The sequence below is a fragment of the Sphingomonas sp. NPDC079357 genome (assembly GCF_044901155.1).
GTDB lineage: Bacteria > Pseudomonadota > Alphaproteobacteria > Sphingomonadales > Sphingomonadaceae > Sphingomonas.
Map to the genome: position 1 here is coordinate 70846 of NZ_JBJDOM010000004.1, position 15115 is coordinate 85960.

12 protein-coding genes are annotated in these 15115 nt (G+C 62.5%); 10 read left to right on the forward strand and 2 right to left on the reverse strand.

The window, feature by feature from the left end:
* Positions 1-350: 350 nt before the first annotated feature.
* The 9 genes from rfbB (at position 351) to ACI2JO_RS13470 (ending at position 9317) form a co-directional block, all read left to right on the forward strand.
* On the forward strand, positions 351-1409 hold the full coding sequence (rfbB, locus tag ACI2JO_RS13430) for a dTDP-glucose 4,6-dehydratase (RefSeq protein ID WP_404721202.1): 1059 nt from the start codon (positions 351-353) through the stop codon (positions 1407-1409).
* Between the two features lie 264 nt (positions 1410-1673).
* A complete protein-coding gene (locus ACI2JO_RS13435) occupies positions 1674-2447 on the forward strand; it encodes an FkbM family methyltransferase (protein WP_404721203.1) in 774 nt (257 codons plus the stop codon).
* Between the two features lie 309 nt (positions 2448-2756).
* A complete protein-coding gene (locus tag ACI2JO_RS13440; protein ID WP_404721204.1) occupies positions 2757-4418 on the forward strand; it encodes a hypothetical protein in 1662 nt (553 codons plus the stop codon).
* Positions 4412-4918 carry a GtrA family protein gene (locus ACI2JO_RS13445; protein ID WP_404721205.1) on the forward strand — a complete coding sequence of 169 codons (507 nt, stop codon included), beginning with the start codon at positions 4412-4414 and terminating at the stop codon, positions 4916-4918. The genes ACI2JO_RS13440 and ACI2JO_RS13445 overlap by 7 nt, the downstream gene beginning before the upstream one ends.
* A gap of 10 nt (positions 4919-4928) precedes the next feature.
* Entirely contained in the window at positions 4929-5750 is an 822-nt protein-coding gene (locus ACI2JO_RS13450; protein ID WP_404721206.1) for a glycosyltransferase family 2 protein, read from the forward strand.
* Positions 5747-6682 carry a lysylphosphatidylglycerol synthase domain-containing protein gene (locus ACI2JO_RS13455; RefSeq protein ID WP_404721207.1) on the forward strand — a complete coding sequence of 312 codons (936 nt, stop codon included), beginning with the start codon at positions 5747-5749 and terminating at the stop codon, positions 6680-6682. The genes ACI2JO_RS13450 and ACI2JO_RS13455 overlap by 4 nt, the downstream gene beginning before the upstream one ends.
* A 6-nt stretch (positions 6683-6688) precedes the next feature.
* Positions 6689-8149, forward strand: coding sequence for a hypothetical protein (locus ACI2JO_RS13460; RefSeq protein WP_404721208.1), 1461 nt, complete (start codon positions 6689-6691; stop codon positions 8147-8149).
* 41 nt (positions 8150-8190) lie between these two features.
* Entirely contained in the window at positions 8191-8541 is a 351-nt protein-coding gene (locus ACI2JO_RS13465; RefSeq protein ID WP_404721209.1) for a capsular biosynthesis protein, read from the forward strand.
* The gene (locus ACI2JO_RS13470; protein WP_404721210.1) at positions 8538-9317 is read left to right on the forward strand and encodes a glycosyltransferase family 2 protein; all 780 of its coding nucleotides are present in this window, start codon (positions 8538-8540) and stop codon (positions 9315-9317) included. Before ACI2JO_RS13465 ends, ACI2JO_RS13470 begins: the two co-directional genes overlap by 4 nt.
* A gap of 123 nt (positions 9318-9440) precedes the next feature.
* On the opposite strand, the gene ACI2JO_RS13475 is transcribed toward ACI2JO_RS13470, so the two are convergent.
* Complete coding sequence (locus ACI2JO_RS13475; protein WP_404721211.1) at positions 9441-12164, reverse strand: Calx-beta domain-containing protein; 2724 nt, start codon at positions 12162-12164, stop codon at positions 9441-9443.
* A 168-nt stretch (positions 12165-12332) separates the two neighbouring features.
* Here ACI2JO_RS13475 and ACI2JO_RS13480 point away from each other — a divergent pair, with 168 nt between their 5' ends.
* Positions 12333-12992, forward strand: a complete 660-nt coding sequence (locus tag ACI2JO_RS13480; RefSeq protein ID WP_404721212.1) for a PEPxxWA-CTERM sorting domain-containing protein — start codon at positions 12333-12335, stop codon at positions 12990-12992.
* Between the two features lie 42 nt (positions 12993-13034).
* Here ACI2JO_RS13480 and ACI2JO_RS13485 read toward each other — a convergent pair whose 3' ends face one another.
* Complete coding sequence (locus tag ACI2JO_RS13485) at positions 13035-15113, reverse strand: phosphocholine-specific phospholipase C (protein WP_404721213.1); 2079 nt, start codon at positions 15111-15113, stop codon at positions 13035-13037.
* Between the last annotated feature and the right edge of the window lie 2 nt (positions 15114-15115).

Below are 15115 nucleotides of genomic sequence, written 5' to 3' on the forward strand. Positions count from 1 at the left end.
GCGTTCGCCACTGACAATCTTGGACCGAACAAGGCCGCCGCCACCAACACGCCAGCCGAGACTCCGCGAACGACCACCTGCCCCAAAGCGTCGGCACGCGAGGCTCCGCCTGCCAGCCATAGGATGCAGAGAAGGCCGATGAGCCAGATAGGATACGCGGTAAGAGGACTGAATCTTCGCGAACGTGATGGGGCAGCCATGTGCCGGCACTTACGCGATCTATCGGTTTGGGGGAAGAACACGAAAGAAATCAGAAAAGCGGTCGATGCCGATCGCGGCCGGAGCGAGGCACCGGCACCTCCGGGGTCACCAAGCATTGCCGTTGCAAGCTAAATAGATAGAACGTCGCCATGGTCACTCCCGCTGTACAGCGTGTTCTCGTTACCGGCGGTGCGGGGTTCATCGGTTCAGCGCTGGTGCGACAGCTCATCGCGGCAACCCCGTATGAGGTTCTCGCGCTCGATGCCTTTACCTACGCCGGATCACGCGGCTCGCTAGATGAGGTAAAGCACCATCCGCGGTGTCGTATCGTCATGGCGGATATTCGTAACAGACAGAAGGTGTCCGAGATTTTGGCGGCCTTTCGCCCCACCTGGGTCTCACACCTTGCGGCGGAAAGCCATGTGGACCGCTCGCTCGATGCGCCCGGCGATTTCATCTCGACGAACATAGTTGGTACATTCGAGTTGCTGGAGGCGGTCCGCGCATATTGGGCAGCATTGCCGCGTCAAGACGCTGAGAGGTTCCGCTTTCATCACATTTCCACGGATGAAGTGTTCGGTTCATTAGGCAATGTGGGCCGGTTCAGCGAGACAACGGCCTACGACCCGCGTTCACCTTACTCAGCGAGCAAAGCCGCATCGGACCATATCGTTGCAGCTTGGGGGCACAGTTACGGCATACCCGTACTGGTCACCAACTGCTCGAATAATTACGGGCCGTGGCAGTATCCCGAAAAGCTCATTCCGCTCACGATCACCAAGGCCTTTCGCGGCGAAACCATACCGGTTTACGGTCGGGGCGAACAGGTGCGTGACTGGATACACGTGGAGGATCATATTTCGGGCTTGTTGTCGGTCTTGCAAGACGGTGTCCCAGGACGACGATATATGATCGGTGGCGATAGTGAGCGACGCAACATCGATCTCGTACTGGATCTTTGCTCGATTCTCGATCGACATATTCCACGCCCGTGGCCACATGCAGACGCAGTGGCCTTTGTGGCCGAACGGCCGGGCCATGATTACCGTTATGCGATCGATGCGACCCGAATACGTCATGAGCTCGGTTGGCGGCCACGCCACACATTACAGAATGGCTTGGAAGACACCGTGCAGTGGTACCTTCAACATCAACCATGGTGGCAAACCATGACCACGGCCACTATTCGACAAGGCCTGCCGAGATGACGAACTCGCCATGGCTCAAAGCTCACCCGTTTCCGATAAAGGCGCCACGCCCGAGCCGCCAGTCAGCTTCGCATAGAACCGAAGGCAGGAGAGAAGAATTACAGACGCTCTATCCGCGTGCCTGTCACGCGAGAAAGGCTCCCTTCCGGAGCCTCTTTCAGGCCGAGAAACATAAAAAGCCAGCATGGCTTGAGCTTCATGGCTCTCGCCTGCTAGTTTGGCCATCGTGCGACAAGCTCGCAATTGACAAGAACGTGGTGGACAATGTCGCTTAGTGAAATCATCTTCGCACGCATCGGTGATGCGAGGCGCTTTGGTCTTAAATTTGCCGCCCGAACGGTTTTGCGCAGGATTGGAGTTTCAAATCTCACGGTTAAGACAATAGGCGGGCCTATCTCTGTTCGCTTATCCGAAAGTGATTCAGAAGCAGTCAGGCAGGTATTTTCTAACCTCGACTATGATCCTCCTGTTCCTGAAGTTAGAATTAGGATCAATAGACGCATTGATGCCATTGTATCATCCGGAAAAACTCCCGTGATTATTGATGCCGGAGCTAATATTGGCGCGGCCACTGTATTTTTCGCTCATACTTACAAGCGGGCACATGTTGTCGCGATAGAGCCGGATCCATCAAATGCCGAAATGGCGAGAAGAAACTGTAGAAATATTTTGAATACGCACGTAATTGAAGCGGCAGTTGGTAGCCGCGCTGGTTATGTCGACATTATGAACGGCATCAGTGCCGCGGGGCGCATCACAATCCCCTCGGAGAGTGGGTGCCCCATGATAACGATTGCAGATGCACTCGCCACCGTCCCCAACGGAGAGCTTGTTTTTTGCAAGATTGACATCGAAGGTTTCGAGGACAATCTCTTCTCAGAAAATCTCGATTGGCTGGACGAAGTGTCTGCAGTCATGATTGAGCCGCACGAGTGGATGCTGCCCAACAAAATGAGCACCAGAGGTTTTCAAAAAGAGCTTTCCTCGAGGAACTTCGACCTCCTTATCTCGAACGAAAACCTTATTTATTTGCGCTGATGTTACCAACTCGCCCTATTTCGAGTAGGATGGATGTGTCGCGATAGAAGAAGTCGGGAAGCGTCGGCGAACGATGGACTGGGGCGAGCCGCCGATCTGGCAAGAGACTTACATAGCCGCTTCGAAAACGCGCGGCCATGCGGCGCGCTGATCAGACAGTGGCTTCAACCGGCATCACCGCCGATACGAACGAGCGCAGCCAACAGTTTTGATCGGTAGTCTCGCCGCAAGGCCGCAGCGCGCTTGTCTCTTGGCGTAGAACCTGCTTTGCCGCCGGCGATGGATCGATCCGGATTAAGGGGTGTAGCTTTGTTCCAGGCGTCGAGGGGCTCGCGCGCGGTAATTTTGCCCGTCGCCGCGTTTACCGCGCTGATCCTGCTTGCCTGGGCGTCTTCAGCGCGTGGCGCCATGTACGAAAGCTGGGCTCAGGATATCTTCGTGCCCTTGGAGGGCGTCATCCATCTCAAGCATGGCCAACTGCCGCACCTCGATTTCGGCACTCCAGTTGGCTGTCTTTATTATTTCATCCAATATTTACCGACGTTAATTGCCCCACTTTCGGCGCGCACTGCGATCTGGTCGAACCTGATCGTCGCGGTGGTAGCGTTCAGTTTCACTGCTCGGATCGCATACGGCCGGCTACCTGCCTGGCTCGCAGCTGTCACCAGCCTGTATACCGGCCTTGTCGCGCTCTCAACGCGTCAGCTGGGCGAAAAGCTGATCATCGTTACCAATAATGCCAGTTATAACCGCTGGTCGTGGGCGATATTGGCCGTTTCGGCGTTGCTACTCGCTCTGCCTCACCCACGGGCGACGCAAAGGACTACCGTGATCGAGGGTAGCGTCGTCGGGCTGCTGCTCGCCGCGTTGTTCATGATCAAGATCACCTACTTCGTTGCCGGCGTTGGTCTGCTGATCCTGGCGTTGGTCACAGTCCGCCGTACGACACCCTTTCGCTTCGGCGCTGCGGCCGCGATCGTGCTCATAGTCGTACTCGCGTCGGTGCAGATATCGACAGGGATGATCAGTGCGTATCTTGCGGAAATGCGCGCAACGGTTGCGGTACAACCCACCAAGCTGCGGCTCGCCTCGGCCTTCAACCTAGCACTGGCTTTCGCGCCGGGCGGGCTCGTCGTCGTCCTTCTTGCACTCTGGGCCCCACGGCGGCCATCCAAGCGGTGGTCGACGCTCTCGCCCATCCTGCTCGCGCTCGCCATCTTTGCCATGGGCTGGGCGGTCGCGATCCAGAACCATCCCGAACCCGAAAATCCAATGCTGCCGATTGCGGCGCTCGTCGCGTGGTACGGTGGCCGATCTTTCGATGATGACGAAACCGGCACCACCTTGGTGCCCGACAGCGATGGCCAGCTTCTCGTTTTGCTGCGCCGACTGGCAAGCCCCTTGGTGATCATCGGAGTATTTCTGATCCCTATGGTGCAGGACATCGGCACCCTGGCATGGACCGCACGCGGTGCGACCATCGCCGATCCAAAGCTTGCGTGGCTGCAGTCGACCCCGATGCGCGATCTTCGCATAATGGCGACCCCGTGGAGAACGGAACAATCAACATCGCCGAACGCGTTCGACAACGACGTCCAATACCTCGAATCTTTGGGCGAAGGTGTCTCGTTGCTAAGAAGCCATATTGGCAAACGACACGATGTCACCGTCTTGCCACTCACCTGGAACAATCCTTGGCCGACACTTCTTGGGCTCAGGCCCGTCCGGCACGAGCTGGCCTGGTGGCACGACGGGCGCACCTTCAATTCACAGATTCATCCTGATGCTGCCCAGCTACTCGGCGCGATCGACTATGTTTTCGTACCAAATCGCTATTACATGTACGACACGACCATCGCGATGAGCGCCATCTACAGCCAGAATTTGCGTCGCGACTTCCATCCCGTCGGAAAAACCGGGAACTGGACGTTGTACGCTCGAAACAATTGCGCTGGGCGTGCACTGTGCTAATCAAAAGCAGCGGCTATTGCCCCGATGAACAGGGGCAATCGGCCCATCGCCCTGCCCGGCTACATCACTTCGCTATCCTTTCCGGTATCGGTTGGCTGATCGATTTCTCAATCTTCAATCTCCTCGTCTATCTTGGCTTGTCACTCTTTGTAGCGAACGTCGTTGGGGCCACTTGTGGGGTCAGCTTCGTGTTTGTCACCGGTCGGCGGTACATTTTCCGCGACGTTCGGACCAGGCTGTCGACAGCTGTTTTCGCCTATGCGATCTGGAACGTCGTTGCGATTGCCGCGATGTCATGGGCGATCGCCGGGCTGGGAGATATCTGCACGACCATTCTATTGCCGCTTCTCTCCCGCTATGGTCAGCTCAGCCCTGATGCCACGTCACTGCTCCACGCCCTGATCCCGCCGGCAGCCAAGATCGCGCTGACGCCCATCAGCATGTACGCCAACTTTGTCGCCATGGGCTTGATCGTCGAGCGGCGCCTGCATCTCGTTTGAAGGACAAACGATGAGTTCCAGATCGACCACCACCGACCGCTTTCTCGTGTTCGTGCCCATGTACAATTGCGCACCGCAGATCGGCCGCGTGATCGCGCAATTCGAACACCTGGCGGACGTGCCGGGCGAGGTCGCGGTCGTGTGTATCGACAATCGCTCGTCCGACGAAACCTTGCAGGCTGCCGAGCGGGCGCTGGCCTCCAGCCCGGTCACCGAGAAATATCTGCTGCGAAACGACGACAATTACGGCCTGGGTGGTTCGCACAAGGTCGCCTTCGAATTCGCCAAGGCCCATAACTTCGATTATGTGATCGTGCTGCACGGTGACGATCAGGGATCGATTACAGACCTTACCCCGCTGCTGATCGATGGCCGCCATCGCGATCACGACGCGTTGCTCGGCGCGCGCTTCATGAAGGGGGCGACGTTGGCGGGTTATTCGCCGCTCCGCACCTGGGCCAATCGCGCATTCAACCTGATATTTTCCGGCGTCGGCACGCACCGGCTCTACGACCTGGGCTCAGGACTGAACCTGTTCCGGCGCGCCTATTTCGACGACGGCTTCCATCTGCGCTTCGCCGACAATCTCACCTTCAACTACTATCTCATCCTCGCGCTGGCGGATCGTAAGGCCCGCTTCAGTTTCTTCCCGATCAATTGGCGGGAAGACGATCAGGTCTCCAACGCGAAGCTGTTTAGCCAGGGTCTCCAGATGCTGCGGCTGCTCTCGTCGCGCGTCACGTCGAAGCACGGTTTCTATTCTGCCGATCACCGCGAGAAGCGTCGCGATCGCTATCCGGCGACGATCGTGCGCCAGTGGCCGGCACCGTGACGTCGCGTACCAGCATCCGGTTCGTCCCGATCATCCTTGTCGTGATCGCCATTGCGGCGATGCGGACGCTTGCGCCGGTCGACGCACTGCACAGCTGGACCACGCTTCCGTTTCTCGTTGCGGCAGCGACCCTCTATCTGCTCGCCCATATGATGCGCGCGGCGCGCCTGGCGGTCATTGCGATGCCGATGCTCGGGCTGAGCTTCCGGACCGCGTTTCTGCTCCACCTTTTCGTCGCGCCCTGGTCGCTCATCATGCCCTTCAAGCTCGACGAAGCGATCCGCCTGTATGAGCTGCGGCACACCGGCAAGTCATGGTCACGCGCGATGATCACGCTGCTCATCGACCGGTCGATGGATGGATTGGTGCTCCTAACGCTGGGTCTGACGCTGCTGCTCTCAGGCCGCCCCGGGAACATCATGCTGCTCGGTCTGTCGGGCTTCGTCCTGACGATCATCCTGATCATGCTCTTCACACTGCCGATCCTCCTGGAGGCGGTGCAATCCTATATCTTTCAGCATCATTACGGGGCCCACGCGCTCCGCTCGCTGCGGGTGATCGATTATCTGCGCCGGTTGTTGACGGCCGGACGGACGACGATCAATCGCACGGCATTGTTTCTGGCGATCATCACCTTCTGGATCTGGATCGTGGAACTGGCGGCGGTTGCAACAGTGCTCGCAGGGATCGACCCCGCGACCTCGATCTTCGATGCGATCGACCTGATGCTCGTGCGCACGGACATCAGTTGGCGGATTCTGTTGCTCGGCGACATGTCGCACCAGCGGGCCGCGATCCTGACCATGACCTTCGTATGGGGGCTGGTCGCCGCCTTCGTCCCGGCGGCCTTGCTGTACGGGCGACGTCGTGGGAGCGAACCGCTCCGTACCCTGGCGGCGACACGGCCCGCGCCCATCCTAACGCGGCTCTGAACGACAATGCTATTCGTATATGATGACTCGGGAGCGATCCCCCCGTCGATCCGGCAGATGATCGGCGCCGATCGCTTCGGCGATGTGCTGAGCCGGAAGCGGCATCTGGCCGATATCGTCGAGGATGTCGTGCTGAACTGCGGCACCATGATGCATTTCGTCCGTATCGGCAGCGCGGGCGAGCGCCGCGCATTGATCGAGCGTCTCGAACGGCTTCCCGACGACACCCCGATCTTCCGCTTGCCCAGCAGTCTGATGCCGAGCGATCGTGAACGCTTTTCCGCGACACTGCGCAAATTGCCATATGCGCTCGGCGCGGCGGCCTTCGGCGCGCGTTTCGATGACGAACAGGTCGCACTGCTGCCGCCCGCCGATCTCGTCCGCCTGCTGACAATCGAAGATGTCAGTGAACGTCGGGCGTTCTTCGGCACGTTCGGCGATACCGCACTTCAGGTTGCCGACGTCATGGGCGTGACCGATCTTCGCCAGATCGGCGCTTTCCTCGCTTACATGAGCGGCGCGACCGAGGCGCGCCACTTCAACGCCGTGAACATCGTCGATGGTGTGTTCAGGAAGTCGTCGAGCGACGTCGCAAAGATGCGTGGCGAGTATCGCTACTTCCACGTCGTTCCGGAACCGATGCGCCGTTTCCTCATCCCGACGTTCGGCTGGGAAGAAGCGGATGGGCGCGCCAGCTATGCGATGGAGCATCTGGCGGTGCCCGACGCCGCGATCCAGATCGTCCACGACAGCTTCGATCCCGTCAGCTTCGCCTTGCTGCTGGACCGGTTTTTCGACTTTCTTCGGACGCGTGCGACCGTTCGCGCCGACCGGGAGACCGTGCGCGGGGCGGCACGCTCCGCGGCACTGGAAAAGACTGCCCGCCGCCTGTCCGATCTTCTGGAAACCGACATCGGCCGTCGCCTGGACGCGTTGATGGCCGCGAGCGGCCCTTATGGTGGCATAACCGCCATGGAAGCGCATGCCCGCATCCTGATCGAGCGCTGTCTCGACACCGACAAATACGAGGAAATGGCGGTGAGCCACGGGGATCCGTGCCTGTCCAATATCCTCTTCAACCGCGACATCGGGTTGTTCCGGTTGATCGATCCGCGTGGTGCAACCTCGATGGAGGAAGCATTGCTCCATCCCCTCTACGATGTCGCGAAATTCAGCCACTCGATCCTGGGCGGCTATGACTTCATCAACAACGGGCTGTTCGAGACGCAGGTCGACGACATGCTGCAGCTTCGCCTGATGCTGGATAATGGCGGTCCGCCCGATTGGATGCGCGCCGCTTTCCTCGCCCGGTTGCAGGCGGAAGGATATGAGCCGCGCCTGGTGCGAGCGTTCGAATTGTCACTGTTCCTGTCCATGCTGCCGCTGCATGTCGACGTCCCGCGTAAGCTGCCGGCCTTCTGCCTGACGGCCTGCATCATCATGCGCGAACTGGAGGATGCGCTTTGATACATAATCATCAAGTTCTGGTCGTCGATATCGACGGCACTTTGTGCCCGATCAAGCAGAGCGGTGAGGACTATCGGGACCTGCCGGTCGACGTCGCGATGCGCGACCGCCTGGCCGAGTTGCGCGCGGCAGGCTGGCGCATCATCCTATCCTCATCGCGGGGCATGCGTACCTACGACGGCAACGCGGGAGAGATCCTGCGCAACGTGTTTCCGACGCTCGTCGAGTGGCTCAAGCGCCACGACGTCGGTTATGACGAAATCTGGATGGCCAAGCCGTGGCCGGGGCACGACGGCTTCTACATCGATGACAGGACGGTTCGCCCGCGCGAGTTCCTGACCCACAGCATGGAAGAGCTCAAGGCAATCTGCGACCGGGACCGGAACATATGACCATGATGCGACCGGGGACCATCGGGATCACGATGGCAGGGCTTGGCAGCCGCTTCACCAAAGCCGGTTACACCTGCCCGAAATATGAAATCGAAGTGCTCGGCCGCCCATTGTTCGACTGGTCGTTGTGCGGGTTGAACGCCTTCAAGGACGCGGGGTGGGAATTCACCTTCGCGACGCGCCGTGAGGAATCGGCGATACCGTTCGTCACGCAACGCTGCGCAACGCTCGGCCTTACGATGGGTCCGGTCATCGAACTCGACGGCGTGACTGACGGCCAGGCGACGACGGCGCTCTATCTCGCCGAACGGAGCGACCAGGATGCACCGTTTGCGGTCTTCAACATCGATACCTTCGTCGCCCCCGACAGGCTCCGCCCCGAGCTGATCGACAGCGAGCTCAAGGGATGGGTCCCGTGCTTCGATGCGCCGGGTGACGGCTGGTCGTTTGCGCGCGTCGGTGAGGACGGATACGTCGCCGAATTGCGCGAAAAGGTACGCATATCATCGCATGCCACGATCGGCTTTTACTGGTTCGAATCCGCGCGAGCGTATCGCACGCTATATGATCGCCATTTCGCCGACGGTGCGGGTGTAGAAAAAGGCGAGCGCTATATCGCGCCGATGTACAACAGCCTGATCCAGTCCGATGGCCGGGTCCGCATTCTGGATGTGCCGTTCGAGATGGTCGGCATGCTGGGCACGCCCGATCAGGTTACCGCCTTTGCGACGCACCCACCCGCAAGCGCGCTCGCGGCGTTGCCGACCGCTTCGTGAGGTCGGCAGTAGCGAGCAGGTCGCCCAGGCGGGTCACACTTGGCCCCCCCCCTGTGCGACCTGCTGGCGGTCCAAAGGTCAGAGCCGGGACAGAACTAGTCTCGCTGCCCCGCCCCCAGCGCCTCACGCGATGTGCAGCAATTCCATCCCGCTGTAGCGCGCGTGATTGCCCAGCATCCAGCCGGCACCCGTGTCGTCGCTCCACGCATCGGTGGTGAGCACCGCCGGAGCGATGTCCTTGCCGAGCTTGAACAACGCGAGCTGCGGGTCGTGGTCGGTCGGGCGATCGCCGCCGAATTCCGCGTTGAGATGCACCGCGTCGAATGACGCGCCGTCCAGCAACCCGCCGGTCACCAGCATGTTGTCGAGCGCCTGCGCATTGCCCTGGAACATGTAGCTGTAGCGTTCTTCCTCGGGCAGCAGCGTGTTCAGGTTGGTGAACTTTCCGCCCTGCGCCGGATCGGTGAGCTGGGTCTGTGCCTGTTCGAAATAGAAGCCGTTCCAGTCGCCCATGATCGCGATGTTGAGCGACGGGTCGGCGGCGAGCTTGTCGTTGATCCATGCCTTCACCCCCGCCGCCTGTGCGGTGCGCGCGGCGTCGCCGGCGTCGAACGCCGGCTGGTTGGCGCCCCACAACGGCTCGCTGCCGCCGCGCGAGGTCAGGTGGACGTTGATCGTCGTCAGCTGCTCGCCGTGGAAGTCCCACGTCGCGGCGAGCGGCTTGCGGCTGTTGGCATAGGCATCGCCGGTGATCAGCGTCGCGCTGCCGTCGACATAGCCGACGCGGTCGAGGTTGTAGAGATAGCCGTTGCGGATGTTGCCACCCGGCTCGCCGCCGGTCGACCCCGCAACAGTCGGCGCGATCTCGACATAGGCATAGCGCCCGCCATTGATTGCCGCGATCGCATCGATCAGCCCCTGCGCGGTCTTGACGCCCGACAGGTCGCTGCCCTTGCCCGCGCCGTCGGCGTCCTGGATCTCCTGCAACGCGACGATGTCGGGCGCGCGGAGATTGTAGACGATGTTGCCGGCGAGCACGTCGAACTTGCCGTCGCTGCTGTCGAGATTTTCGACGTTATAGGTCGCGATCGACAGATGGGTCGCATCGCCCTTGAGCGCGCTCACTTCCTGCGCGAGCGTCACGTCCTTCGTCACCGACACCGCCTCGGTGACGATCACTTCGTAAGTGGCGTTGGCGTAATTGACGATGCCGGTGACGCTCGAGAGCTGGTCGCCGATGCTGTAATGCGGGTCGAAGCCGTCGAACACCGCGCGATCGGCCTGCAACTGGATCTTCTCGGGATTGTAGTCGCCCGGCGAAATCGTAATCCCACCACGCGCGTTCAGCCCGGTCGCGCCTGCCCCGCCCGAGACGACGACATCGGTTTCGCGCCACTGATCGTCGGTGGTGTTCGAGACGACGTGCGGCGCATCAAGCGTGACGCGCATCCCCTCCAGCGCTTCCCAGAAAGCGATGCCATCAGTGATCTTCTCGGTCGGGATCGTCAGCCCGCCCTTTCCGATCAGCACCGCGTCGGGCAGCGCATCGCCGAAACTGTCGACGGTGATCGCGGTCGGGTTGAGCTGCGTCACGGTCAGCCCGCCGGTGCCGGCGCGATATTCGCTGACCCGGCCTTCGATCGTCAGCGTGTCACCGACGAACACGTCCTGCGGCGCCGAGGAGGTGAAGACGAAGATCGCGTCCGAGGTGCGCGCGTCGCCGTCGCCATAATCCTGGATGTAGAAGCCGTTGCTGTCGATCGCGGTGACGACGCCGGTGGTGAGCACCTGCTGCCCCTCGAACGCCGACTTCGCAGCCGTCCCCTGAATCGCGCCGATCGTGCGATAGCCGATATCGTCGTTGAGGATCGTGCCGGTCGCGGTCGCGCGGTCGAGCGTCGCGCCGCCGGTCACGCCCGACAGCGCGACCGAGAAGCTCTCGTTGCCTTCCAGCACCGTATCGCCGACCACCGGCAGGCGGATCGTCGCGCTGGTCTGGCCGTCGGCAAACTGCACCTTGCCCGAAAAGACCGTGCCCGCCGCGAAATCATCGGCGCTCGCGCCGTCCGCGCCGCCGGGGAGCGTCACGCTCCAGTCCGCCGCGACCGCGCCGCTGCTGCCGCCGACGCGTGAGACGGTGAAGGCGATGTCGTGCGTCCCGCTGTTGCCCTCGGTGGTGGTGGCGTCTGCGATCGACAGCGCGCCTGGCTGCGGCGCGCCCGCACCGTTGCTGGTGACGCGGATGTCGTCGATCCCGACCCATTCGTCGCTGCCGACCGCGTTGGTGGTGATGACGCGGATCTGCAACGTCGCGACGCCGTTCGCCGCCTCCGGCAGCGTCACGTCGATCTTGCTTTCCTGCGTCGCGGTGCCGCCGGTGGTCGCATCGGCGATATAGGCCGACGGCAGGTCGACCCACGCCGACGTGTCGTTGAGCCGATACTGGACCGCAACCTGCTGGATCGCATTGTCCGACGTGCCGTCGATGTCGCGGACCAGCGCGGTGAAATGGACATCGCTGCGCCCGCTCGCATCGAGATAGAAGGCGAGGTATGGCGCGTCGGCGGTCCCCGATCCCTGCAGTGCGACGACCGGATTGGTGATCTCGAATTCGGCGACGCCGCCGTTGGTGATCGCGGTGCTGATCTGGTTGGCGATTACGTCGACGACGTCGCTGCTGCCGGTGATCGTGCGCGGATCGGTGCCGGTGCGCGTCGTCAGATCGTCGCCGCGAAAGCCCATGATGCTCGGCACGCGGCTCCAGTCGTCGTCCTTGGTGATCAGCGACGCGTCGCTCCAGTCCTGGACCAGATCGCCGGTGCCCAGCTTCCAATAGTTCGTGCTCATGAGACGACGCCCCCGTTAACCCGTTTCGTTCGTGAGCGGCCTACTCAGTCATCATGACAGTCGGGTTGCAGATCAGTGGCTTCGACCACTTTCGCCATGTCGCGCGACTGCAACATCGTGCTGATAGACGCCGCGGCGTTTACGAAGATTAACAGGGGGTTGTGGATCATGAAGCGGGTGATGATGGCGACGGCGCTGGCCACGGCAGGCGTGATGGCGGCACCGGCGCAGGCGGTGACGGTCGTGCAGGACGCGGGCGGATCGCGCGGCACCAGCATCTTCCAGTACGGCCCGGTCGGCCAGTCGTTCACGATGGTCGGCACGTCGCTGGCGTCGTTCGGCTTCCAGTTCCAGACGATCAGCACCGCGCAGACCAACGCCGCGCTGACCTTCTCGCTGCTGGACGGCAGCACGCTGGGCGCGACCTTGCTCAAGCAGGTGACCGGCACGCCGGTCGCGGGCGCGGCGCGTCAGAACTTCTGGTATGATTTCGATCTCGGCGGCTTCGCACTGACCGACGGCGCGACCTATACCGCGGTGGTGAGCGCGACCACCGACCGGCTGGGGCTGGTCTACGGCCCGGCGGCGAACGCGACCGCCGATGGCTATGCCGGCGGACAGCTGCTGACCAGCAAGCCGACGTTCAACGCGGCGAGCAATTGCACCAAGGGGATTTGCGACGCGAACTTCCGCTTCACCAGCAGCGGCGCGAGCGGTGGCGCGGTGCCCGAGCCGGCAAGCTGGGCGATGCTGCTGCTCGGCTTCGGCGCGGTCGGCTACTCGCTGCGCCGCGCGCGTGGGACGCGGGTGGCGCAGCAATTGGTGTGAGACAGAGGGGGGTCGGCATCACCGCCCTCCCTCCCGGTACCTTCAGGCGTGCGGGACGAACGGGTCGCTGATACTGTCGCGGCCCGGCACGTCACAGCGTCCGGCGAGGCGGCGGACGTAGGAACCGGCGCGATCTGCGATGGTGATGTCGTACCAGCCGAACACGTCGCGCGTCGACCAGTGCTGATCGCCGTGCATCAGCGGGGTCGACACCGACTGACCACCCGGCAGCAAGCGGCTGACCGTCGTCCCGCGCTCGTCCGGCAGGGTCGTGACATGTAGCGACACGTCCGACGCGCCGATCTGCCACGTTAGTTCGGGCCGTCGGTCGCGATGCCCGGCGAACCGGCGGTGAAAGCCATTCGGCCCCAATACCCACAGGTCGTAGCGGCCCTGCTGGTCGAAGCGCCACCGGCCGGTCAGCCGGCCGCCCGCCGCGATCATATAGCGCCGTGGCGTCTGCCCGAGCGCGTTTCGGTCATAGACGTGGAAGACCGTGCCCTGCCCGTCAGCCATGAACGACAACGCGATGTCGGTCGCCGAGAGATGGTCGACCACCTCCAGCCGGTAGGGCAGCGGTCGCGAGCGGCGGACGCCCGGCTCCTGCCATGGCGCGCGCCCGAGCGCGGCGGGTGCATCCGGTGCGACCTGATGCCGCACGATGGCGGCGCGACGGGCCGCCGGCCGTGTATCGGGCGGGGTGGTGAGGGAAAGGTCGGGCTTGGTGAAGTCGAACGCCGAGGTCAGATCGCCGCAGATCGCCCGCCGCCACGGCAAGATGTTCGGCGCGTGAAAATCGAACCGTCGCTCCAGAAAGCGGATGACCGAGCTATGGTCGAACACCTGCGAGTTGACCCATCCGCCGCGGCTCCACGGCGAAACGACGTACATCGGCACACGCGGCCCCAGCCCATAGGCACGGCCGCGATAGGCGGGCAGGTCCAACTCGTGGTCGCCCGCGCTCGGCACGAGATGATAGGCACCGGTCAGATCGACATCCGCCTCACCCGCCAGCGTGCCGTCGGGCGCGCGCGACGGCGGTGCGGGAGGCGGGACGTGATCGAAGAAACCGTCATTCTCATCGAACATGACCAGCAGCGCAGTGCGCGCCCAGATCGCCGGATTGGCGGTCAGCGCGTCGAGCACCTGCGCGGTATAATCGGCGCCTTGCGCGGGGCTGGAAGGACCGGGGTGCTCCGAACCGGCCGCGGTGGCGATGACATAGGATACCTGCGGCAACCGTCCGGCGATTGCATCGGCCCGCAACCGGTCGAGGCCGTGGGTGGTCAGCGCGCGCTCCTTCAGCGCCGCTGCGCCCTGCCCCCGGTATGCCGCGCGGAAGGCGGCGAAACCGACCAGCGGGTTATCCGTGAAATTGTCGTCCATGTCCTGATAGATGCGCCAGTCGATACCGGCCGATTGCAGCGCCTCGACGACGGTCTGCCAGCGATAGGGATCGGCGGCACCGCCCTGTTCGACGAAACTGTCGTGCGAATTGCCGATCGCCGGGCCGCCGGCCTGCCCCAGCGGATCGTTGGTGCCGCTCCACAGGAACAGGCGGTTCGTGTTGGTGCCGGTCTGCGCCGAACAATGATAGGCGTCGCACAGCGTGAACGCCTCGGCCAAGGCAAACTGGAACGGCAGGTCGGCGCGCCGGTAATGCCCCATCGCGCGCTGGTGCTTGGCCTCCGGCCAGTGCGCCATGCGGCCATCGTCCCACGCAGCCTGCGCATCGGGCCAGGCGTGCGGCGTGCCCTCCATGCGCATCAGGTCGAAGTTCGCGCGGGTATCGAGATGAAAGGGCGACACCAGGCGCGGACCGCCCGGCGCAGTGCGGTCATATTGCTGCCAGACGGTTCGCGGCGGACCGTCACCGTCCACGGGTGCGAGCGGGATGGGGAAACGGTCCGCGAAGCCACGCACGCCCCGCAACGTGCCGAAGTAATGATCGAAGCCGCGGTTTTCCTGCATCAGGATCACGACATGGTCGATATCCCGGATGGTCCCGGTCCTGATGTCCGGGGCGATCGACGCCGCGCGCGCGATCGCCGGCGGGATCAGCCCGGCCCCGCCGGCGGCCAGACCGGCCGAGAGCAACGAGCGGCGGGAAAGATCGACCATTG

Bases quoted from the DNA above. Each gene is read 5' to 3' on its own strand.
- rfbB (WP_404721202.1), top strand. From the start codon at position 351: ATGGTCACTCCCGCTGTACAGCGTGTTCTCGTTACCGGCGGTGCGGGG.
- ACI2JO_RS13435 (WP_404721203.1), top strand. From the start codon at position 1,674: ATGTCGCTTAGTGAAATCATCTTCGCACGCATCGGTGATGCGAGGCGC.
- ACI2JO_RS13450 (WP_404721206.1), top strand. From the start codon at position 4,929: ATGAGTTCCAGATCGACCACCACCGACCGCTTTCTCGTGTTCGTGCCC.
- ACI2JO_RS13460 (WP_404721208.1), top strand. From the start codon at position 6,689: ATGCTATTCGTATATGATGACTCGGGAGCGATCCCCCCGTCGATCCGG.
- ACI2JO_RS13470 (WP_404721210.1), top strand. From the start codon at position 8,538: ATGACCATGATGCGACCGGGGACCATCGGGATCACGATGGCAGGGCTT.
- ACI2JO_RS13475 (WP_404721211.1), bottom strand. From the start codon at position 12,164: ATGAGCACGAACTATTGGAAGCTGGGCACCGGCGATCTGGTCCAGGAC.
- ACI2JO_RS13480 (WP_404721212.1), top strand. From the start codon at position 12,333: ATGAAGCGGGTGATGATGGCGACGGCGCTGGCCACGGCAGGCGTGATG.
- ACI2JO_RS13485 (WP_404721213.1), bottom strand. From the start codon at position 15,113: ATGGTCGATCTTTCCCGCCGCTCGTTGCTCTCGGCCGGTCTGGCCGCC.